We start from the raw sequence: 18602 nt of genomic DNA on the forward strand, positions 1-18602 counted from the left end.
GCCGCGGCCGGCGCGCCCCAGGCACGTCGTGCGCTACGTGCCGCTCGGCGACGAGGAACCCGACGGCTGACCGCGCGTCGCCCGGCGGCCGGGGCGGACGGCGGCGCCCCCGAGGACGGCCGAGCCGAGCAGGAGGAGCGCGCCGACGCCGATGATCGCCGGCAGCGCGGCCCCCGCCGAGGCGTTCGCGGCGACGAGCGCCGCGCGGTGCCGGCCGCGACGCAGGATGCCCGCGCCGACGAGCAGGAGGCTGGCCCAGAGCGACAGGACCACGGTCACGAGGACCGGCCCGTCGATCATGTTCCGACGGTACGCCGCGGACGCGCGTCGGCACGGGATCGTGGACCGATGGCCCGGCTAGGGTGGCGACATGGCTGCGTCGGTCGGCTCGCCCGAGGCACGGTGGTGGCGCCGCACCGGCGAGGAGGCGCTCGTCCGCCTGCTGGGCGAGGTGTGGGACCCGATCGGCGTCGAAGGCGACGTACCGGGCGAGTACGCGAGCTACGCGCCGCGGCTCCTCGGGGTGCTCCGGGACGGAGAGGAGGCGGTCGTCGACCGTCTCCTGTCGTTCGAGCGCGGGGAGATGGGCCTGGACGGCGATCGCCCCCGCGCGCGCCGGACCGCCGCCCGCCTGTGCGCCTGGTGGACGGCGACGGAGACGGACCGGTCGGGGGCCTGGCGGCCGCCACCCTCCCGAGCGCCACGAGCCTGATCGACGCGTCGGTCTGGTGATTGCGGCAGTCCTCGCGTCGGTCGCGCGGCGTGCTTGCCGGCGACGGCTTGCAGACCGACGTCGACTCCGCGGGGCCTCCGCGTCACGGGCCCCAGTGTTGGAAGACCAGCAGCACCGTCACGAACATGGCCGCGGCAACCACGAGGAACGCCACGAATGCGTCGTCGCCCGTCGCGAGCGCCCACACGAGGCCGGCACCGAGGAGCAGCGGCGGGCCGGCGAGCTGGGCGCCGCCCTGACGAAGCACCGCCGACCGCGTCGCGCGGAGGCGGCTCGGCGGCGTGCGTTCGGTCACGACGAGCAGCACGGCGGGCGCCGCGACGACGGCGTACGTCCATGCCGGCGCCGCGACGACCGCGAGCAGGCCGACGGCGACCAGCCCCAGGCCCGTCCACGCCGTCCACTCGGCTCTGCGGCTCACGCCCGCGTCCCCGTCCGGTCCGCGACGTCGAGCCGCCGCGCCTCCAGGACCACGAACGGCACCAGCATGAGCGCCGGCCACGCCGGCAGGCCCACGGCCTCCAGCAGCATGGCCGTCGCGTTGGGGACGCACGCCAGGAGGAACAGGTCCACGCCTCCGGAGGGGCGCGCGGCGCAGTACGCGACGAACGAGCCGAGCAGCACGACGCTCAGGCCGGCGGAGGAGCCGAGGAGCAGCCGGGCGACGACGCCGACGCCGAACAGCAGGACGACGGCGAGCACCGCCGGAGTCCGCCCGAACCGCCGCCACGTCCCGATCGCCCGCCGCACGTGACCAGCCTAGGGCCCGGGCCGCCCGCGGTCGTCCGCCGCCGGGTCTGCCACGATGGGGCCATGGACGAGCTGGAACGGCGGGCGGTCGCCGCGGCGGTCGCGGTCGCGTCGACGCACGGACTGCCGTGCGGCGACGCCGCCGTGCTCGCGTCCGGCAGCAACGTCGCGGTCTCGCTCGCCCCGGCGCCCGTCGTCGCCCGCGTCATGACGGGGACCGTCGCGCTGCACGCCGATCCGGAGCGCTGGCTGCGCCGCGAAATGGCGGTGCTCGCGCACCTGGCCCCGACCGGGCTGGCCGTGGCGCCGAGCACCCGCGTGCCGCCGGGGCCCCACCACCGGGACGGGCTGTGGCTGACCCTGGTGGAGCACCTGCCCGGCGCGGAGCCGACGCGGACGGTCGACGACGCCCGCGGCCTGGGGCGGGCGCTCCGGGCGCTGCACGACGCGCTGCGCCCGTTCGGCGGCGACCTGGACGACATGGGCGGCCTGCGCGACCGCATCGCGCGACTGCTCGCCGCGATCGTCCCCGCCGACGACGCGGAGGGCGCCGAGGTCGCGGCCCTGGAGCGGCGCCTGGCGGCGCTCGAGGCGGCCGTCTTCGCGTCCGAGCTGCCCGTCCAGGCGCTGCACGGCGACGCGTCGCCCGGCAACCTGCTGCGCACCGCCCGCGGGCCGGTGTGGAACGACTTCGAGGACGCGCTCCGCGGGCCGGTGCACTGGGACGTCGCCGGCTACGCCGTGGGCCTGCGGCGCCGCGGCGCCGACGACGCCGGGGTGCGGGCGATGCTGGACGGCTACGGCTGGGGTGACGAGGGGACGCTCGCCCCGTTCCTGGCCGCCCACGCCGCGTACGACGCGGTCTGGGAGCGCTACGACCGGCAGCGACGCGCGTCCCGTCGATGACCCGGCCGTCGGGCGCAACGCCGCGCCGGCGGCGACCGCGACGGCCGAGGGCGCTGGCGGCCGGCGCCGTCCTGGCGACGCTCGTCGTCGTCGCGACGGTCCTCTCGCTCCTGTACCGCCGGTCCTACGGGGCGTGGTTCCCGGGCGCCCCCGACCGCGTCGAGGTGTGCGGGCGACGGTTCTCCGCCGACGGCCCGAGCGCCCCGACGCTGGCGGCGGCGCTGCCGGCGGGGTTCCGGGCGCGGCCGCTCGGCCGGCGACCGCCCGTGGTCGGCTGGGCCGTCTACCAGGCGCGACGGGGCGCGGGCGGGTGCACCACGTCGGTCGTGCTGCGCCGACGGTCGGACGGGCGGATCCAGCCCTACGTGCTCTCCGGCGGCCCCTGACCCGTCGGTCCGCGCGCCGCCGCGTCTAGACCGGCGCCGGGGTCTCGTCGATGACGCGGCGGATCCGCTTGCTCGAGACCGGGCCGGCGCCGCTGCTGCCGCCGGCAGCGAGCCGCCGGCCGCCCTGGGCGCCGGCGAACTGCGCCACGCGCAGCTCCTCGAGCATCCACGGCACCTCGCGCAGCGCCGGCGCCAGCGGGCGGCCCTTCGGCCAGCCCTGCGCCCGGCGGCGGAACGCGGCCTCGAGCTCGTGGATCGCGCGCATCCGGTCCGTGTCGGCGGCCCGCGCGTCCGGCAGGCGGTCCAGGCGGTGCGCCGCCGCCTGCAGGTAGCGGACCAGGTCGGGCAGACGTCGCGCGCCCGCGTCGGTCACGAACCCGGGGCGCACGAGCCGCTCGAGCTGCGCGATCACGTCGCGCTGCGCGGCCTCGAACGCCGGATCGGCGGGGCCGGCGGCGAAGCGCTCCAGGCGCGCGCGCAGGTCGCGCTCGGCGTCGAGCACCCGCACGACCTGGCCCAGGACGCGGCCGGTGGCGTCGGGCAGCCGTGCGGCGACCTTCTCGCGGAGCGCCGCGAACCCGGCCTCGTCCCACGCCGGCCCGCCGTTCGCCGCGACGAGCCCGTCGATCGTCGCGGCGACGGTGTCCGCCATCAGCCGGTCGACGGAGCCGTGCGGCGCCGTGGTCAAGGTGAGCTGCGCGCGGGTCGGCAGCGCGCTCACCACGCCGCGCGCGGGGGAGGGCACGGTCAGCGCGAGCAGCCGGCGCGTGCCGCGGCGCATCGCCTCGGCCTGCACGTCGGCGGCGTCGAAGACCCGCACGCCGACCGCGTCGTCCTCGTCGACCAGGGCGGGGTAGACCTTCACGCCCAGGTCGCCCTCGCCGATCGCGACCTCGCGCGGCAGCGTCCCGATCGTCCACGCCTTCAGGCCGTGGCGCTCCAGGTCGGGGGTCGCGGCCTCGAGCGCCTGGCGCAGCGTCGGGCGCAGCTCGTCCTTCAGCGCGGCCAGGTCGCGGCCGGACGCGATGGCCTTCCCGTCCGCGTCCTCGACGACGAACGTCATCCGGAGATGGCTGGGCAGCGCGTCCAGGCGCAGCATCGCGGGCGTCACCTGGACGCCGGGGAACGCGTTCAGCTCGCGCGCGAGCGCCCGCGGCAGCGGCGCGCTGCGCGGGGTCATGCGGCCCAGGATCGTGCGGACGGTGTCGGGGATCGGGACGAGCTCGCGGCGGACGTCCTTCGGCAGCGCGCGGACGAGGGCGGTGACGAGCTCCTCGCGCAGCCCGGGGACGAGCCACTCGAAGCCGACGTCCTTCACGCGGGGCAGCGCCGCGAGCGGCACGTGCACGGTGACCCCGTCGTGCTCCGTGCCCGGGTCGAAGCGGTAGCTCAGGGGCAGGAGCAGGTCGCCCTGCTTCCACGCCTCGGGCATGCCGGCGCCGCGGACGGCGGTCTCGGCCTGCTCGTCGAGCAGCAGCTCGCGCGGGAAGTGCAGCAGGTCGGGATCGCGGCGCTTCTCGTCGCGCCACCAGCGGTCGAAGTGCGCGCCCGAGACGACGCCGGCGGGGATCCGCTCGTCGTAGAACGCGAAGAGCACCTCGTCGTCGACGAGCAGGTCGCGGCGGCGCGCGCGCTCCTCCAGCTCGCGGACCTCCTCGATCAGCTGCGCGTTGCGGCGCAGCACCTGGCGACCGCCGGCGCGGCCGCCGTCCCACTCGCCCTCGACGAGCGCCTGGCGGATGAAGAGCTCGCGCGAGAGGACCGGGTCGATCCGGCCGTACTGGACGGTGCGGCCCGCGACGACTGGCAGGCCGTAGAGGGTGGCGCGCTCACTGGCGACGACGGACGCGCGCTTCTTCGACCAGCGCGGCTCGGCGTAGGTGCGGCGCAGCAGGTGCTCGGCGAGCGGCTCGATCCACTCCGGCTCGACGCGCCCGGCGGTGCGGCCCCACAGGCGCGAGGTCTCGACGAGCTCGGCGACCATGACCCACGTCGGCGGCTTCTTCGCCAGCGCCGAGCCGGGGAAGACCTGGAAGCGCGCGCCGCGGGCGCCGAGGAACTCGGGCCGCTGCGGCCGACCCTTCGTCCGGATCGGGCGGCCCTTCTGGTCCGTCTTGACGTTCGTCTCGTCCTTCAGCCCGACGTGCGAGAGCAGGCCGGACAGCAGCGCCTGGTGGATGTCGCGCTCGCTGGCCTCGCGCCGCCGCTGCGCCTCGCGCTCGGCCTTGCGCAGCCGCGCGACGGCGCCGACGCCGTGCTCCGGTGCGTCGGCGGCGTCGCCGTCCGTGTCGGTCGGCGCGCTCGTCATGTCGTCCCGGCGGGCCGCCACGTCCTGTGCCCGACCGCCACGACGACCACCCCGGCGGTCGTCCCGTCGACCGGCGTCGTCGCGTCCGGCCGCAGGTGAGGTCGGGACGGCGTCCGTCGCCCGTCCGTCGGTCGACCCGGCGTCGCCCGACCCGCGACGTCCGCCGTCACGGCCGCGCCGAGCCGCAGGTGAAGGCGGGACGGCGTCCGCAGCCGTATCGGCCCGGTCGTCGGCGTCGCCGGACCCGAGGCGGGGCCCGGCCGTTCCCCTGTCCCGGCGAGCCACCGTGATCCCGGTCTGCTTGGCCGCCTGGCGCAGCTGCGCGACCAGGTCCTGCCACTCGCGGATCCGCAGGTAGTGCAGGAACTCCTTCTTGCACTGGCGGCGGAACGCGCTGCCGGACAGCTCGCGCTGCTGCTGGCGCAGGTAGTCCCACAGGTCGAGGAAGGACAGGAAGTCGGAGCCCTCGTGCTTGAAGCGCGCGTGGAACTGCTGCGCGGTCTCCTGCTTGTCCTGCGGGCGCTCGCGCGGGTCCTGGATCGACAGGGCGGCCGCGATGACGACGACCTCCTCCGTGCAGCCCAGGCGGTCGGCCTCGAGCACCATGCGGCCCAGGCGCGGGTCGATCGGCAGCGCCGCGAGGGTGCGGCCGACGGGCGTCAGGCGCTTCTTCGGGTCCTCCTCGTCCTGCTTGAGCGCGCCGAGCTCCTCGAGCAGCTGCACGCCGTCGCGGATCTGCGGGCGGTCCGGGGGCTCGAGGAACGGGAAGTCGCCGATCTCGCCCAGGCCGAGCGCGGCCATCTGCAGGATCACCGAGGCGAGGTTCGTCCGCAGGATCTCCGGGTCGGTGAACTCGGGGCGCGCCTCGAAGTCCTCCTCGGAGTACAGGCGGATGCAGATGCCCTCGGACGTGCGGCCGCAGCGGCCCTTGCGCTGGTTGGCCGACGCCTGCGAGACCGGCTCGATCGGCAGGCGCTGCACCTTCAGCCGGGCGGAGTAGCGGCTGATGCGGGCGGTGCCCGGGTCGACGACGTACTTGATGCCGGGGACCGTGAGCGACGTCTCGGCGACGTTCGTGGCCAGCACGACGCGGCGCTTCCCCGACGGCGACCGCCGGAAGACGCGCTGCTGCTCCTCGGACGACAGGCGCGCGTAGAGGGGCAGGACCTCGATGCCGGGGCCGCGGCGCTGCCCGTCGCCCGTGCCGAAGCGCCCGCGCAGGCTCTCGGCGGTGTCGCGGATCTCGCGCTCGCCGGAGAGGAAGACGAGGACGTCGCCGGGCGCCTCGCGCTCGAGCTCGGCGACCGCGTCGCCGATCGCCTCGATCTGGTCGCGGTCGGCCTCGTCGTCGTCCGGGTCGTTGACCGGCCGGTAGCGGACCTCGACGGGGTAGGTGCGGCCGGAGACCTCGACGATCGGGGCGTCGCCGAAGTGCTCGGCGAAGCGCTCCGGGTCGATCGTCGCCGACGTGATGATGACCTTCAGGTCGGGCCGCTTCGGCAGCAGCTGCTTGACGACGCCCAGGAGGAAGTCGATGTTGAGCGACCGCTCGTGCGCCTCGTCGATGATGATCGTGTCGTAGCGGCGCAGCAGCCGGTCACGCTGGATCTCGGCCAGCAGCAGGCCGTCCGTCATCAGGCGGACCAGGGTGTTCTCGCCCGAGCGGTCGTTGAAGCGGACGGAGTAGCCGACGGCCTCGCCGATCGGGGTGCCCAGCTCGTCGGCGATGCGCTCGGCGACGGTGCGGGCGGCGATGCGGCGCGGCTGCGTGTGCGCGATCTGCCCCCGGATCCCCCGGCCCAGCTCCAGGCACATCTTCGGGATCTGGGTGGTCTTGCCCGACCCCGTCTCGCCGGCCACGACGACGACCTGGTGGTCGCGGATCGCGGCGAGCAGGTCGTCCCGGCGGGCCGCGACGGGCAGCTCCTCCGGGTAGGTGATCGTCGGCACCGCGGCGCGGCGCTCGTGGACCACCTGCTCCGCCCGGTCGATCTCGTCGACCAGGCGCGCGAGGTCGCGCGTGCGGCGTGCGTCGTCCTGCTCGCGGCGCAGACGGTCGAGCTTGCGCGCCAGGCGGTGCTCGTCGCGCAGGCGCAGCTCGCCCAGGCGGGCGCGCAGGTCCGGGGTGCGGGGGGCGTCGTCGCGGTCGCCCGGGCCGGCGACGGCCGGGGCGGAGGGCGCCGGGCTCTCGGGGGTGCCGGGCATCCCACCAAGGATAGGAGGCGCCGCGCGGCGGCCGTCGCGCCGGGGGGCCACGCGCCCGAGCCCGTCGACGTCGACGGATCGACGGGCCCGGGGCGGACGGCGTCCGCACGACGCGACGCGCCTGCGTCCCGCGGTAGCCTCGGGGGGTGATGGACGCGCCACGCGACGACGCCGAGGCCCCCACCCCGCTGCGGGTGGGCACCCACTCCGGCTCCTTCCACGCCGACGAGGTCTTCGCGCTGGCGACGCTGCGCCTGGCCCGCGGGCCCCTCGAGATCGTCCGCAGCCGCGACCCGCAGGTGCTCGCGACGTGCACCCTGCGGGTCGACGTCGGCCGCCGCTACGACCCGGCGGGCGGCGACTTCGACCACCACCAGGGCGACGTCGGCGAGCGCGCGAACGGCATCCGCTACGCCTCGTTCGGGCTGGTGTGGAAGGAGCACGGCCGCGAGATCGCGGGCTCGGACGAGGTGGCCGCCGCCATCGACGTGCAGCTCGTCGCGCCGATCGACGCCGGCGACAACGGCCAGGAGCTGTACGAGCCGCTGGTCCCGGGCGTCACGCCGCACACGGTCTCGGGCGTGATCGCCGCGATCAACCCGCCGTGGGACACCGAGGACGGCGCGCGGGCGGAGCGCGAGGCGTTCGACGAGGCGGTCGACCTGGCCGAGGGCATCCTGCGCCGCGAGCTCGCCGGCGCGCAGGGCCGCGCCCGTGCCGCCGGGCTCGTCCGGGCCGCCCTCGAGCGCGCCGAGGATCCCCGCGTCCTCGTCCTCGACCGCGGCATGCCGTGGAAGAAGATCGTGGTCGCCGAGGCGCCCGAGGTGCTCTTCGTCGTCGCGCCGCGCACCCGGGACTGGAGCCTGCAGGCGGTGCCGGCGGGCGAGCACGGGTTCGCCAACCGCAAGGACCTGCCCGCGGCGTGGGCGGGGCTCGAGGGCGAGCCGCTGCAGCAGGTGACGGGCGTGCCGGACGCCGTCTTCTGCCACGGCGCGCGCTTCATGGCGGTCGCGGGCAGCCGCGAGGGCGCGATGGAGCTGGTCCGTCAGGCGCTGGCCGACGACGCGGCGGCCGCCGTCGACCCGGCCGACGTGCTCTCGGCCGACTGAGCGCGCGTCCGCCGCGACGGAACGGGCGTCCACCCGACCCTTGCCGCGCGGGCCGGGCTGCGGCAGATTCCCCGCATGTCCCGTCCCGCAGACGTCGCCCGTCTGCTCGTCCGCTGCCCCGACCGGCCCGGCATCGTCGCCGCCGTCTCGGGGCTCCTGCACGAGCACGGCGCCAACATCGCCCAGTCCGACCAGCACTCGACGAGCCTGGAGGGCGGCACGTTCCTGATGCGCGTCGTCTTCGTGCTGCCCGACCTGGCCGCCCGCCGGACGGGGCTCGAGGCGGCGTTCGCCGACCGGGTCGCGGCCCCGTACGGGATGACGTGGTCGCTGCACGAGGCCGCCACCCCGAAGCGCGCGGCGGTCCTCGTCTCGCGCGAGGACCACTGCCTGCTGGATCTGCTCTGGCGCGCGCGCCGCGGCGAGCTGGGCGTCGACGTCGGGCTGGTGGCGTCCAACCACCCCGACCTGGCGGCCGACGTGGCGGGGTTCGACGTGCCGTACGAGCACGTGCCGGTGACGCCCGACACGAAGCCCGCGTCCGAGGCGCGGCTGCTCGAGCTGCTGCGCGGGCGCTTCGACGTCGTCGTGTTGGCGCGCTACATGCAGATCCTCTCGGGCGGGTTCCTGCGCGAGCTCGGCGTGCCCGTCATCAACATCCACCACTCGTTCCTGCCGGCGTTCGTCGGCGCCGACCCGTACGGGCAGGCGAAGGCGCGAGGCGTGAAGCTCGTCGGCGCGACCGCCCACTACGTGACCGAGGAGCTCGACGCGGGACCGATCATCGAGCAGGACGTCGCCCGCGTGGACCACGCGTTCGACGTGCCCGCGCTGCAGGCCGTCGGGCGGGACATCGAGCGGACGGTGCTGGCGCGCGCCGTCCGCTGGCACGGCGAGGACCGCGTGATCGTGCACGGCGACACGACCGTCGTGCTCTGACCCGCCGCCGGGCCGCCGGGCGCTCGGGTCCGTCGCGCGTCCGCGACCTGCCGTCCGCGGGGCGCCGTTCGCGGGCCGTGGCCGAGGCGGGCCGCGGGCGGGCCGTTCCGCGGCGCGCGCCGGCGGGTAGCCAGGCGGCATGACCTCCGCACCCGACCAGTACGACGGCACCCCGCCCGGCCAGGACCAGTCCCAGCCCGGCCGCGAGGACGAGATGACGCCGAGGCCCGCCTTCCAGCGGCACGACCGAGAGGGCTCCGGCCGCCTGAAGGACCGCGCGGCGCTGATCTCGGGCGGCGACTCGGGCATCGGGCGCGCCGTGGCCGTCGCGTTCGCCCGCGAGGGCGCCGACGTCGCGATCCTCTACCGGGACGAGAAGGAGGACGCCGACGCGCGGGAGACCGTCGAGGCCGTCGGCCACCACGGCCGGCGGGCGATCACGATCCGCGGCGACGTCGCGGACGAGGCGGTGCAGCAGCGGGCGGTGCAGGAGACGCTCGACGCCTTCGGCAAGCTGGACGTGCTGGTGAACAACGCCGCCGAGCAGCACGCGCAGGAGCGCTTCGAGGACATCACCCGCGAGCAGCTCGAGCGCACCTTCGCGACGAACGTCTTCGGCATGTTCGGCCTGACGCGCGCCGCGCTGCCGCACCTGCCCGACGACGGCGCGATCGTCAACACGACGTCCGTCACCGCCTACCAGGGCAACCCGACGCTGATCGACTACTCGTCGACGAAGGGCGCGATCGTCGCGTTCACGCGCGCGCTCTCCCAGCACCTGGCCGAGCGCGGCATCCGCGTCAACGCCGTCGCGCCCGGGCCGATCTGGACGCCGCTGATCCCGGCGACGTTCCCGCCCGAGGAGGTCGCGTCCTTCGGGGGCGACGTGCCGCTGGGCCGCCCCGGACAGCCCGAGGAGGTGGCGGAGAGCTACGTCTTCCTGGCGAGCGCCGACGCGTCGTACGTCAGCGGCCAGGTGCTGCACCCCAACGGCGGGACCGTCGTCAACGGCTGAGCGGGGCGGGCGGGCCGCCGAGCGCCCCGCCCGCGGCGGCCGTCAGACGCGCCCGGCGACGATCTCCTTCGAGAGGGTGCAGCAGCACCCGCCCGCCTCGAGGCACGCCCGCGCGTGGGCCTGGCCCGACGCGCGCGCCAGCCGCGTCCGCGCGGCGTCGGCGCGCGCGCTGCCGCGGCGCTCGTGGACGACGGCGCCGGCCACGATCGTCGTCGTGACGTCGATGTCGGTGATGCGGTCGGGCCGCGCCGCGAGGACGTCGTCGCCCAGGACGACGACGTCGGCGACGTGGCCCGGGACCAGGCGGCCCTTCCAGCCTTCGGCCCGGTCCTGCCAGGCCGGCGTGCTCGTGTACGTGCGGATCGCCTCGCGCAGCGTGATCCGCTCGGCCTCGCCTGCGACGCCCCCGAACTGCCCGCGGCGCAGCACCGCACCCTCGATGCCCTGCCGCCAGTCCGGCGGCGTCACGGGCGCGTCCGAGGCGCTCGACACGCGCACCCCGGCGTCGAGCGCCGAGCGGTACGGCCACTGGTAGTCCGTCCGCTCCGGCCCGATCACGCCGTCGAGCGTGCGGCCGAGCAGGGTCTTGACCGACGCGTTCATGTTCGCGCCGATGTCGTGGCGCGCCATTCGCCGCAGCGTCGCCTGCGGCGTCAGGTCGGCGTGGATGACGTAGTGGCGGGGGTCGCGTCGGCGGTGCGCGCGCATCGCCTTCACGTAGGCGCCCACGACCGCGTCGATCGCGGCGTCGCCGGTGGCGTGCGTGCCGATCTGCAGGCCGCGGCGGTGCGCGAGCGCGATGATCGCCTCGAGCGTGGCGACCTGCTCGGCGGGCGACGCGCCGGCCACGGTCAGCGCGCCGTTGCTGCCGTCGAGGTAGGGCTTCGACAGCCAGGCGGTGCGCGCCGCCGTCGGGATGCCGTCGGCGAACACCTTCATCCCGGCCACGCGGAACAGCCGCTCGTCGGCGCCCCTGACGGGGCGGTGCGCGTCCAGGGCGGCGCGCGCCGTCGCGAGCGACGAGCCCGCGCTCAGGAGCACGTTGAGCCGCACGGGCAGCCGACCGGCACGGGACATGCGCCGCAGCAGCGCCACGGTCGCCTCGTCGATCCCCGGGTCGGTCAGGCTCGTGATCCCGAGGGCGTGCAGGGCGTCGAGGCCGGCGAGGACGCCCCGCTGCGTCTCCTCGCGGGTGAAGGGCGGCACGACCGCGCGCACCAGGCCGGCGGCGCCCTCGCGCAGCACGCCCGTGGGCTCGCCGGCGGCGTCCTTCTCGATCACCGCGCCCGGCGGCGCGACGGTGTCGCGGGTGACCCCGGCGAGCTGCAGCGCCCGCGTGTTGACGGCGACGGCGTGGTAGTCGAAGGACGAGAGGATGACGGGGTGCTCGCCCGAGACGGCGTCGAGCTCCTGCCGGGTCGGGGCGCGGCCGATGCGGTTCTCGTTCCAGCCGCTGCCGCGGACCCACGCACCGCCCGGTCCCGCGGCCTCGGCGGCGGCGCGGACCGCGGCCTGCAGCTCGGGGATCGTGGCGGTGTCGACCGCGGCCGTCGTCGGCGGCATCGCCAGGCCGAAGGCGCTGAAGTGCAGGTGCGAGTCGTTGATCCCGGGCATCACGGTGCCGCCCCGGGCGTCGACGATCCGGGTGCGGCGGGTGGCCAGCCGGCGCAGGTCGCGGGTCCGTCCCGTGGCCAGCACGACGCCGTCCCGGACAGCGACGGCCTCGTGGACCCGGAAGCCGCGGTCGAGCGTCAGCACCCGGCCGTTCACGACGAGCAGGTCGGCGCTGCGCAGGCGCTCGCGGCGTGGTCCGCGGGCCGCCGCGGCGTCGGCCGGCAGCAGGCCGCCCGCCGCGACGGCGGCGGCGCCGGCGACGAAGCGGCGCCGGTCGAGGGTCGAAGGCATTTGCCCCTCCAGGGCTCGGTGTGGATACTCGCGGCCAACCTCTCCGAGCCCCCGACCCCTCCGCAATCGTCCAGATGAACGATTCGTCGCCGATGGCGGCGCACCACGTGCGGGCGATCGCCGCGATCGGCCGCGAGGCCGCCCGCGCCGGCGACCGCGACGTCCGCGTCGGGGCGGCCCTCGGCGCGGTGGCCGAGCTGACGGGCTGCGACGCGCTCGTCCTCGCGGCGTGGGATCCGGTCCTGCGGGCGCACCGGCCGCTGCGCACCTGGGGGTACCGGCCCGAGGACCTGGCCGGGGACCGCGGCGGCGACCTCGTGCACGACCCGGGCTACCAGTACGCGCGTCGGACGCGGCGGCCGCTGCGTCTGACCGACGTCCGCGCCCGACGGCCACCGCTCGACGGCGTGCTGGCGCTCGAGCGCTTCAGCGAGGGACTGACCCACTGCCTGCACACGGCCGACGGACGGTACGTCGGCGCGCTCAGCTGCAACGTGCTCGACGGCGCCCCGTACGACGAGGGACGGCTGGCCGCGGTCGGCCTGGCGGGCCTGCTCCTGGCCGAGCTGACCGACGTGACGGCCACGCTGCGCTCCGCCGCGGCCGTGCTGCCGGCCGGGATGGCCGCGGTCGCGGTCGGCGGCGACGGCGCGGTCGGCGCGCTGGCCGGCCGGCCCTCGTCGCCGCTGCTGCTGCCCGGCGCCGAGCTGCTGCGCTGCGCGCGCGCCGTCGCACCCGTGCTGCCGGGCGCGACCGCCTTCCTCCACGACGCGGGGGCGGCGGGTCTGGTGCGTGCCGTGGTGGTGCGACCGGGCGGCGACGACGGGGCGCTGCTCGTCGGGGTGGAGCCGGCGGCGCCGCCGCTGAGTCGCCGCGAGCTGCAGGTGCTGACGCTCGTGGCGGAGGGGTGCACGAACCCCGAGATCGCCGCGCGCCTGCACCTCAGCCGGCCGACCGTCGCCACCCATCTGGCCCACATCCTGGACCGCCTGGGCGTCGGGACCCGCGGCGCGGCCGCCGCCCGCGCGGTGCGCGAGGGCCTGCTGCTGATCGCGTGAGGACGCGGGCCTGCGGCGCTACGGGCGCGGCGCGACGACCGTCGTGCCGGGCAGGTCCAGGTGGTGGACGATCTCGAGCACGAGGGCCAGGACCTCGTCGGCGAGGGGGTGGTCGCCGTCGCGGCGACGGGCGAGGGCGAGCGTCGCGGGCGCGGCGTCCACGAGCGGCACGTACGCCAGCTCGGGCCACGCGTAGTAGCGCGAGATGATGGCGGGGGCCGTGTCGACGCCCTCGCCGTTGGCGATGAGCCGCAGCCAGTCCTCGAGCTTGTCGCCGTAGTGCGGGCTGATCCGCGGTCGCTCGCCGAGCTCGGGCGCGAGCGCCCAGTAGTCGCGCCAGGGCTCCTGCACCTCGGGCGGCTGGGTGATGAACGTCTCGCCGGCCAGGTTGCGCGGCCGCAGCCGCTTGCGCCGGGCGAGCCGGTGGCCCGCCGGCAGCACGACGGTCCGCGGCTCGCTCAGCAGCGGCACGAACTCGATCGCGCGGTGCTCGAGCGGCATGTAGACGAACGCCAGGTCGGCGTGCTGCTCGAGCAGGCCGGCGAACGCCTCGGTGAAGTCGAACGCCCGCACCTCGACGCGGACGTCCGGGTGGCTGCTGGACAGTCGGCCGAGCAGCGCGGCGAGCAGCGCGCCGGGGGCGGGGCCGAGCGTGCCGAGGACGAGCCGGCCGGCCTCGCCCCGGCAGAGGGCCCGGACGCGATCGAGCGAGCCGTCCGCCAGCGCGAGCAGCTCGCGGGCGTCCTCGAGCAGCGCCGCGCCGCCTGGCGTGAGCATCACGCGGCGGGTGCTGCGGACGAGCAGCGGCCCGCCGACCTCGGCCTCGAGCTGGCGGATCTGCGAGCTCAGCGCCGACTGCGCCAGGTTGAGCCGGGCCGCGGCGCGGGTGAAGTGCAGCTCTTCGGCGACGGCGACGAAGTAGCGCAGCTGACGCAGCTCCATGCGGGCAACTTATCTGCCCGAGCGATCAATCGTGCGCCAGTGCAGGTTGTACGCCGCGCGGCCGCCGACGGATAGTGCGCTCCGTGCCGCAGATCACACAAGTCCGGATCGAGGTCGACGGGGTGCCCGTCACCGGCCGCGTCGAGGGCGCCGAGATCGTCCTCGACGACGGTCGCCGCGTGGCCGAGCGCGACGCCAGGTACCTGGCGCCCGTCGCGCCGTCGAAGATCATCGCCGTCCACCTGACGTACCGCAGCCGCGTCGAGGAGTACGCCGCCCGCACCCCGCCGGCGCCGTCGTACTTCATGAAGCCGCCGACGACGCTGAACGGCCACCGCGGGGTGGTCCGCCGCCCGGCCGGCGCCAGCTTCCTCAACTACGAGGGCGAGCTGGCGGTCGTGATCGGCGAGCGCATGAAGGGCGTGCGCATCGACGACGCGCTCGGCCACGTCGCCGGCTACCTGCCCGCGAACGACGTCGGCCTGCACGACTTCCGGCACGCCGACCGCGGGTCGATGCTGCGCGTGAAGGGCCAGGACGGCTTCCTGCCCGTCGGCCCGCAGATCGTCCCGGCCGAGGAATTCGACCCGACGGACTACACGCTGACGACCACCCTGAACGGCGAGGTCGTCCAGCAGGCGACCGCGGACGACCTGATCTGGGGCGTCGCCTACCAGCTCGCCGACCTCAGCCGGCTGATCACCCTCGAGCCGGGCGACGTCGTGCTGACGGGCACCCCCGCGAACTCGCGGCCGATGGAGCCCGGCGACGTCGTCGCCGTCGAGATCAGCGGCCTGGGCCGCGTCGAGAGCACCGTCGTCGACTGGGACGTCGACCTCTCCGAGGCCGGCGACCAGCTCGAGACGTCCGCCAACACCCTGCACGTCGCGCTCGCCATCCCCGAGGACGAGGCCGAGCGCCGCATCCAGAACAGGAGCACCCCCGCATGAAGGTCCACGTCGACATGAACCTGTGCCAGAGCCACGGCGAGTGCGTCTTCCCGGCGCCCGACGTGTTCGAGCTCGGCGACGACGACGTCCTCGTCTGGAAGGAGGAGGTGGACGAGTCCCGCCGCGAGGCGGTGCAGGCCGCCGCCGACGCTTGCCCGATGATGGCCATCCGGATCGAGGGCTGACGGCGTGGACCGCGTCGTCGTCGTCGGGGCCTCGCTCGCGGGCCTGCGCGCCGCGCAGGCCGTCCGGGCGTCGGGTCACGAGGGCTCGCTCGTCGTCGTCGGCGACGAGGAGCATCCGCCGTACAACCGCCCCCCGCTGTCCAAGGGCCTGCTCGCGGGGGCGCAGTCCCACGCGGACTGCGTCTTCCCCGGCGTCGACGCGCTGGACGCGGAGTGGCGCCTGGGCGCCGCCGCCGTGGGGCTGGACCGCGACGGCCGCACGGTGGCGCTCGCCGACGGCGGGCGGGTGCCGTACGACCGGCTCGTCGTGGCGACGGGCTGCCGGGCCCGCACGTGGCCGGGCGCCGAGGGCGTCGTGACGCTGCGCACCGTCGACGACGCCGTCGCCCTGGGCCGTGCGCTCCAGCCGGGCGCGCGCCTGGCGATCGTCGGCGCCGGCTTCGTCGGCTGCGAGGTCGCCGCGACCGCCCGCGGGCTGGGCTGCGACGTGACGCTCGTCGACGTCGCCCCGCATCCGCTGCTGCCGCTCGGCCCGGAGCTGGGTGGCCGCTGCGCCGCGCTGCACCGCGAGCACGGCGTCGACCTGCGCCTGAGCACGGCGGTGGACGCGGTCGACCGGGCCGGGATCACGCTGGCGGGCGGCGAGCGCGTCGACGCCGACGTGGTCCTCGTCGCGCTCGGCGGCGTGCCGAACACGGAGTGGCTGGCCGGCAGCGGGCTGACGCTCGACGCTCGCGGCGGCCTGCGCTGCGACGGCACGCTCACGTCCGTCGACGACCCCGACGTGCTGGCGGCGGGCGACGTCGCCGCCTGGCCGCACGCGCTCGTGGGCGGCGAGGTGGTGCGGGTGGAGCACTGGACGACGGCGGCGGAGCACGGCGGGCTCGCGGGACGCAACGCCGTCGTGGACCCCGCCGACCGCGCCGCCCACGTCGCGCCGCCGTACTTCTGGTCCGACCAGTACGCCACGAAGATCCAGGCGGTCGGCTTCCCCGGCCGCGCGGCGACGCTCGCGATCGTCGAGGAGGACGGGCCGCGGCTGCTGGCCGAGGCGCACGACGCCGACGGCCGGCTGGTCGGCGCCGTCGCGTTCAACCACGCCAAGCGGCTCGCCGCGTACCGCCGACGGCTGGCCACCGAGGCCGTGGCCGCATGACGCCGCGCGCGCTCGTCCTGCAGCACGGGGACTGGGGCCCGCCGGGGCTGCTCGCCGACTGGGCGGCCGACCGCGGCGTCGCGCTCGACGTCCACCACGCCGCCAGCGGCGACCCGCTGCCCGCGCTGGACGGCCAGGCGTTCGTCGCCTCGCTCGGCTCGCCGCACAACCCCGACCACGCGGGGGAGGAGGTCGTCGCGGAGCGCGCGTTCGTCCGCGAGGCCGTGGCGCGCGACGTGCCGATGCTCGGCCTGTGCTTCGGCGGCCAGATGCTGGCCGCGGTCCTGGGCGGGCGCATCGAGCGCGCACCGCGGCCCGAGGTGGCGTGGCACCGCATCCGCAGCGCGTCCCCCGACGAGGTCCCGGAGGGCCCGTGGCTGCAGTGGCACTACGACCGCTTCACGCTGCCGCCGGGGGCGGAGCCGCTCGCCGACTCGCCCGTCGGCCTGCAGGCGTTCCGCCACGGCCGCCACCTGGGGGTGCAGTTCCACCCCGAGAGCACGATCGAGATCGTCCGGGACTGGGCGCGCACCGACGCCCCCCGGCTGGCCGCCCTCGGCATCGAGGACGGCGAGGCCCTGCTGGAGCAGGGCCGCCCCTACGCGGACGCCGCGGCCGACGCCGCGTACGTCCTGTTCGACGCGTTCTGGGAGCGCGCACGCCGATGAGGGAGGAGACCCCCATGCACCTCACCACCGCCGCGGTGCCCGCGCCCGCGCTCAACGGCGCGGCCGCCGACGACCCCCGGCCGCGCACCGCGCCGACGACGTCGGTCCGCGTGCTCTACGCCGACCTGCACGGCGTCGCCCGCGGCAAGGACGTGCCCGTCGGGATGTTCGACCACGCCGTCGCCAGCGGCCTGTGCTTCTGCTCGGCCGTGATGGGCACCGACCTGCGGCACACCCCGGTGCGCGGCGGCGACGAGGGGTACCCCGACCTCGTCGCGCACCCCGACGTGCGGACGATGGCCGCGCTGCCGTGGGACCCGGGCGTCGCGGTCTGCCTGGCCGACCTGGAGCCGGCCGCGGGCGGCGCGCCGATCGCCAACCCGCGCGGCGCCGTCCGGCGGGCGAGCGCCGCGCTCGAGGCGCTCGGGCTGTCGCCGGTCGTCGGGCCCGAGCTGGAGTTCTTCCTCGTCCGGCGCGACCCGTCCGCCGAGCACGGCGTCGCGCGCCGCGTCGATCACCCGTCGATGGTCTACACCGTCGGCGCGCAGGCCGACCCCGACGGGCTCGTGCGCGGCATGACCGAGGACCTGGCGGCGCTCGGCCTGGGCGTCTTCGCGGTCAACCACGAGTTCATGAACTCGCAGTACGAGATCAACCTGCGGCACGCCGACGCGCTCACCGCCGCCGACCGGGCGTTCCTGCTGAAGGTCGCGGCGAAGGACATCGCGGCCCGCCACGGCCTCGTCGCCACCTTCATGGGCAAGCCGTTCAACGACCAGGGCGGCTCCGGCACGCACCTGCACCTGTCGCTCGACCGCGCGGGAGACAACGCCTTCGACGCCCCGGACGACGCGGACGGCGTGAGCGGCGAGCTGCGGCAGTTCGTCGCGGGCGTCCTGGCGCACGCGCCGGCGCTCATGGCGTTCCTGAACCCCACGATCAACGCGTTCCGGCGCCTGCAGCCCGACTCGCTCGCGCCGACGCGCGCGAACTGGGGCTGGGACAACCGCTCCACGTTCATCCGCATCCCGCCCGAGCGCGGCCGCGCGGCCCGCATCGAGATCCGGGTGGGGGACGGCGCCGCCAACCCGTACCTGGCGATCGCCGCGGTGCTCGCGGCGGGCACCGACGGGCTGCGCCGGCGGCTGGAGCCGCCCGCGCCGGTCCTCGGCGACGCCTACCGCGCCGACCCCGCCGCCGACGACGCGCTGCCCACCTGCCTCGAGGACGCGCTCGACGCGCTCGAGGCCGACACGGTCCTCCGCGACGCCCTGGGCCCGGAGATCGTCGACACCTTCCTGTCGGTCAAGCGGTTCGAGATCGAGCGCCACCGGGCGTGGGTCTCGGACTGGGAAATCGACGAGTACCTCCACCACCTCTAGGCCGG

At 76.3% G+C, this 18602-nt stretch carries 18 protein-coding genes; 12 read left to right on the forward strand and 6 right to left on the reverse strand.

Features of this window, described 5'->3' with window-relative positions; all coding sequences use genetic code 11:
* Positions 1–33: 33 nt before the first annotated feature.
* Positions 34–300 (reverse strand): hypothetical protein, encoded by a 267-nt coding sequence (locus J3P29_RS09745; RefSeq protein WP_210493130.1) that lies wholly within the window; start codon positions 298–300, stop codon positions 34–36.
* A 70-nt stretch (positions 301–370) separates the two neighbouring features.
* On the opposite strand from J3P29_RS09745, the gene J3P29_RS09750 reads away from it, so the two are divergent.
* A complete protein-coding gene (locus J3P29_RS09750) occupies positions 371–712 on the forward strand; it encodes a hypothetical protein (protein ID WP_210493132.1) in 342 nt (113 codons plus the stop codon).
* 103 nt (positions 713–815) lie between these two features.
* Here the strand turns inward: J3P29_RS09750 and J3P29_RS09755 are convergent, their stop codons facing one another.
* Both J3P29_RS09755 and J3P29_RS09760 read right to left on the reverse strand, forming a co-directional pair.
* Complete coding sequence (locus tag J3P29_RS09755) at positions 816–1154, reverse strand: hypothetical protein (RefSeq protein WP_210493133.1); 339 nt, start codon at positions 1152–1154, stop codon at positions 816–818.
* Positions 1151–1483, reverse strand: a complete 333-nt coding sequence (locus tag J3P29_RS09760; RefSeq protein WP_210493134.1) for a hypothetical protein — start codon at positions 1481–1483, stop codon at positions 1151–1153. The genes J3P29_RS09755 and J3P29_RS09760 overlap by 4 nt, the downstream gene beginning before the upstream one ends.
* A gap of 63 nt (positions 1484–1546) precedes the next feature.
* On the opposite strand from J3P29_RS09760, the gene J3P29_RS09765 reads away from it, so the two are divergent.
* Positions 1547–2389, forward strand: coding sequence for an aminoglycoside phosphotransferase family protein (locus J3P29_RS09765; RefSeq protein WP_210493135.1), 843 nt, complete (start codon positions 1547–1549; stop codon positions 2387–2389).
* On the forward strand, positions 2386–2775 hold the full coding sequence (locus J3P29_RS09770) for a hypothetical protein (RefSeq protein WP_210493137.1): 390 nt from the start codon (positions 2386–2388) through the stop codon (positions 2773–2775). The genes J3P29_RS09765 and J3P29_RS09770 overlap by 4 nt, the downstream gene beginning before the upstream one ends.
* 25 nt (positions 2776–2800) lie before the next feature.
* Here the strand turns inward: J3P29_RS09770 and hrpA are convergent, their stop codons facing one another.
* Entirely contained in the window at positions 2801–7288 is a 4488-nt protein-coding gene (hrpA, locus tag J3P29_RS19835) for an ATP-dependent RNA helicase HrpA (protein WP_246851887.1), read from the reverse strand.
* Positions 7289–7437: 149 nt separating this feature from the next.
* Between hrpA and J3P29_RS09785 the strand changes: the two genes are divergently transcribed.
* The 3 genes from J3P29_RS09785 to J3P29_RS09795 all read left to right on the forward strand — a co-directional run bounded on the left by J3P29_RS09785 (position 7438) and on the right by J3P29_RS09795 (position 10351).
* Positions 7438–8397, forward strand: coding sequence for an MYG1 family protein (locus J3P29_RS09785; protein WP_210493138.1), 960 nt, complete (start codon positions 7438–7440; stop codon positions 8395–8397).
* Positions 8398–8472: 75 nt separating this feature from the next.
* Positions 8473–9336: a formyltetrahydrofolate deformylase gene (gene purU / locus J3P29_RS09790; protein ID WP_210493139.1), complete on the forward strand. Its 864-nt coding sequence runs from the start codon at positions 8473–8475 to the stop codon at positions 9334–9336.
* A 139-nt stretch (positions 9337–9475) separates the two neighbouring features.
* A complete protein-coding gene (locus J3P29_RS09795; RefSeq protein ID WP_210493140.1) occupies positions 9476–10351 on the forward strand; it encodes an SDR family oxidoreductase in 876 nt (291 codons plus the stop codon).
* A gap of 42 nt (positions 10352–10393) precedes the next feature.
* Here J3P29_RS09795 and J3P29_RS09800 read toward each other — a convergent pair whose 3' ends face one another.
* Positions 10394–12256 (reverse strand): amidohydrolase, encoded by a 1863-nt coding sequence (locus J3P29_RS09800; RefSeq protein WP_210493141.1) that lies wholly within the window; start codon positions 12254–12256, stop codon positions 10394–10396.
* A 92-nt stretch (positions 12257–12348) separates the two neighbouring features.
* Between J3P29_RS09800 and J3P29_RS19840 the strand changes: the two genes are divergently transcribed.
* Positions 12349–13314: a LuxR C-terminal-related transcriptional regulator gene (locus J3P29_RS19840; RefSeq protein ID WP_246851888.1), complete on the forward strand. Its 966-nt coding sequence runs from the start codon at positions 12349–12351 to the stop codon at positions 13312–13314.
* Between the two features lie 18 nt (positions 13315–13332).
* On the opposite strand, the gene J3P29_RS09810 is transcribed toward J3P29_RS19840, so the two are convergent.
* Positions 13333–14256: a LysR substrate-binding domain-containing protein gene (locus J3P29_RS09810; protein WP_210493142.1), complete on the reverse strand. Its 924-nt coding sequence runs from the start codon at positions 14254–14256 to the stop codon at positions 13333–13335.
* Between the two features lie 83 nt (positions 14257–14339).
* Here J3P29_RS09810 and J3P29_RS09815 point away from each other — a divergent pair, with 83 nt between their 5' ends.
* Genes J3P29_RS09815 through J3P29_RS09835 form a run of 5 tightly spaced genes read left to right on the forward strand, consistent with a single transcriptional unit; the run spans position 14340 to position 18597 of the window.
* Complete coding sequence (locus J3P29_RS09815) at positions 14340–15206, forward strand: fumarylacetoacetate hydrolase family protein (protein ID WP_210493143.1); 867 nt, start codon at positions 14340–14342, stop codon at positions 15204–15206.
* A complete protein-coding gene (locus J3P29_RS09820) occupies positions 15203–15391 on the forward strand; it encodes a ferredoxin (RefSeq protein WP_210493144.1) in 189 nt (62 codons plus the stop codon). The genes J3P29_RS09815 and J3P29_RS09820 overlap by 4 nt, the downstream gene beginning before the upstream one ends.
* 4 nt (positions 15392–15395) lie before the next feature.
* Positions 15396–16547 carry an FAD-dependent oxidoreductase gene (locus J3P29_RS09825; RefSeq protein ID WP_210493146.1) on the forward strand — a complete coding sequence of 384 codons (1152 nt, stop codon included), beginning with the start codon at positions 15396–15398 and terminating at the stop codon, positions 16545–16547.
* A complete protein-coding gene (locus J3P29_RS09830; protein WP_210493147.1) occupies positions 16544–17215 on the forward strand; it encodes a type 1 glutamine amidotransferase in 672 nt (223 codons plus the stop codon). Before J3P29_RS09825 ends, J3P29_RS09830 begins: the two co-directional genes overlap by 4 nt.
* 14 nt (positions 17216–17229) lie before the next feature.
* Positions 17230–18597, forward strand: coding sequence for a glutamine synthetase family protein (locus J3P29_RS09835; RefSeq protein WP_210493148.1), 1368 nt, complete (start codon positions 17230–17232; stop codon positions 18595–18597).
* Positions 18598–18602 lie beyond the last annotated feature (5 nt).

It is taken from the genome of Patulibacter sp. SYSU D01012 (assembly GCF_017916475.1).
Lineage (GTDB): Bacteria > Actinomycetota > Thermoleophilia > Solirubrobacterales > Solirubrobacteraceae > Patulibacter.

Excerpts from the sequence above, each read along its gene's own strand:
- J3P29_RS09745 (WP_210493130.1), bottom strand. The coding sequence starts at position 300 with ATGATCGACGGGCCGGTCCTCGTGACCGTGGTCCTGTCGCTCTGGGCC.
- J3P29_RS09830 (WP_210493147.1), top strand. The coding sequence starts at position 16,544 with ATGACGCCGCGCGCGCTCGTCCTGCAGCACGGGGACTGGGGCCCGCCG.
- J3P29_RS09795 (WP_210493140.1), top strand. The coding sequence starts at position 9,476 with ATGACCTCCGCACCCGACCAGTACGACGGCACCCCGCCCGGCCAGGAC.
- hrpA (WP_246851887.1), bottom strand. The coding sequence starts at position 7,288 with ATGCCCGGCACCCCCGAGAGCCCGGCGCCCTCCGCCCCGGCCGTCGCC.
- J3P29_RS09820 (WP_210493144.1), top strand. The coding sequence starts at position 15,203 with ATGAAGGTCCACGTCGACATGAACCTGTGCCAGAGCCACGGCGAGTGC.
- J3P29_RS09835 (WP_210493148.1), top strand. The coding sequence starts at position 17,230 with ATGCACCTCACCACCGCCGCGGTGCCCGCGCCCGCGCTCAACGGCGCG.
- J3P29_RS09770 (WP_210493137.1), top strand. The coding sequence starts at position 2,386 with ATGACCCGGCCGTCGGGCGCAACGCCGCGCCGGCGGCGACCGCGACGG.
- J3P29_RS09765 (WP_210493135.1), top strand. The coding sequence starts at position 1,547 with ATGGACGAGCTGGAACGGCGGGCGGTCGCCGCGGCGGTCGCGGTCGCG.
- J3P29_RS19840 (WP_246851888.1), top strand. The coding sequence starts at position 12,349 with ATGGCGGCGCACCACGTGCGGGCGATCGCCGCGATCGGCCGCGAGGCC.
- J3P29_RS09750 (WP_210493132.1), top strand. The coding sequence starts at position 371 with ATGGCTGCGTCGGTCGGCTCGCCCGAGGCACGGTGGTGGCGCCGCACC.
- purU (WP_210493139.1), top strand. The coding sequence starts at position 8,473 with ATGTCCCGTCCCGCAGACGTCGCCCGTCTGCTCGTCCGCTGCCCCGAC.
- J3P29_RS09785 (WP_210493138.1), top strand. The coding sequence starts at position 7,438 with ATGGACGCGCCACGCGACGACGCCGAGGCCCCCACCCCGCTGCGGGTG.
- J3P29_RS09800 (WP_210493141.1), bottom strand. The coding sequence starts at position 12,256 with ATGCCTTCGACCCTCGACCGGCGCCGCTTCGTCGCCGGCGCCGCCGCC.
- J3P29_RS09810 (WP_210493142.1), bottom strand. The coding sequence starts at position 14,256 with ATGGAGCTGCGTCAGCTGCGCTACTTCGTCGCCGTCGCCGAAGAGCTG.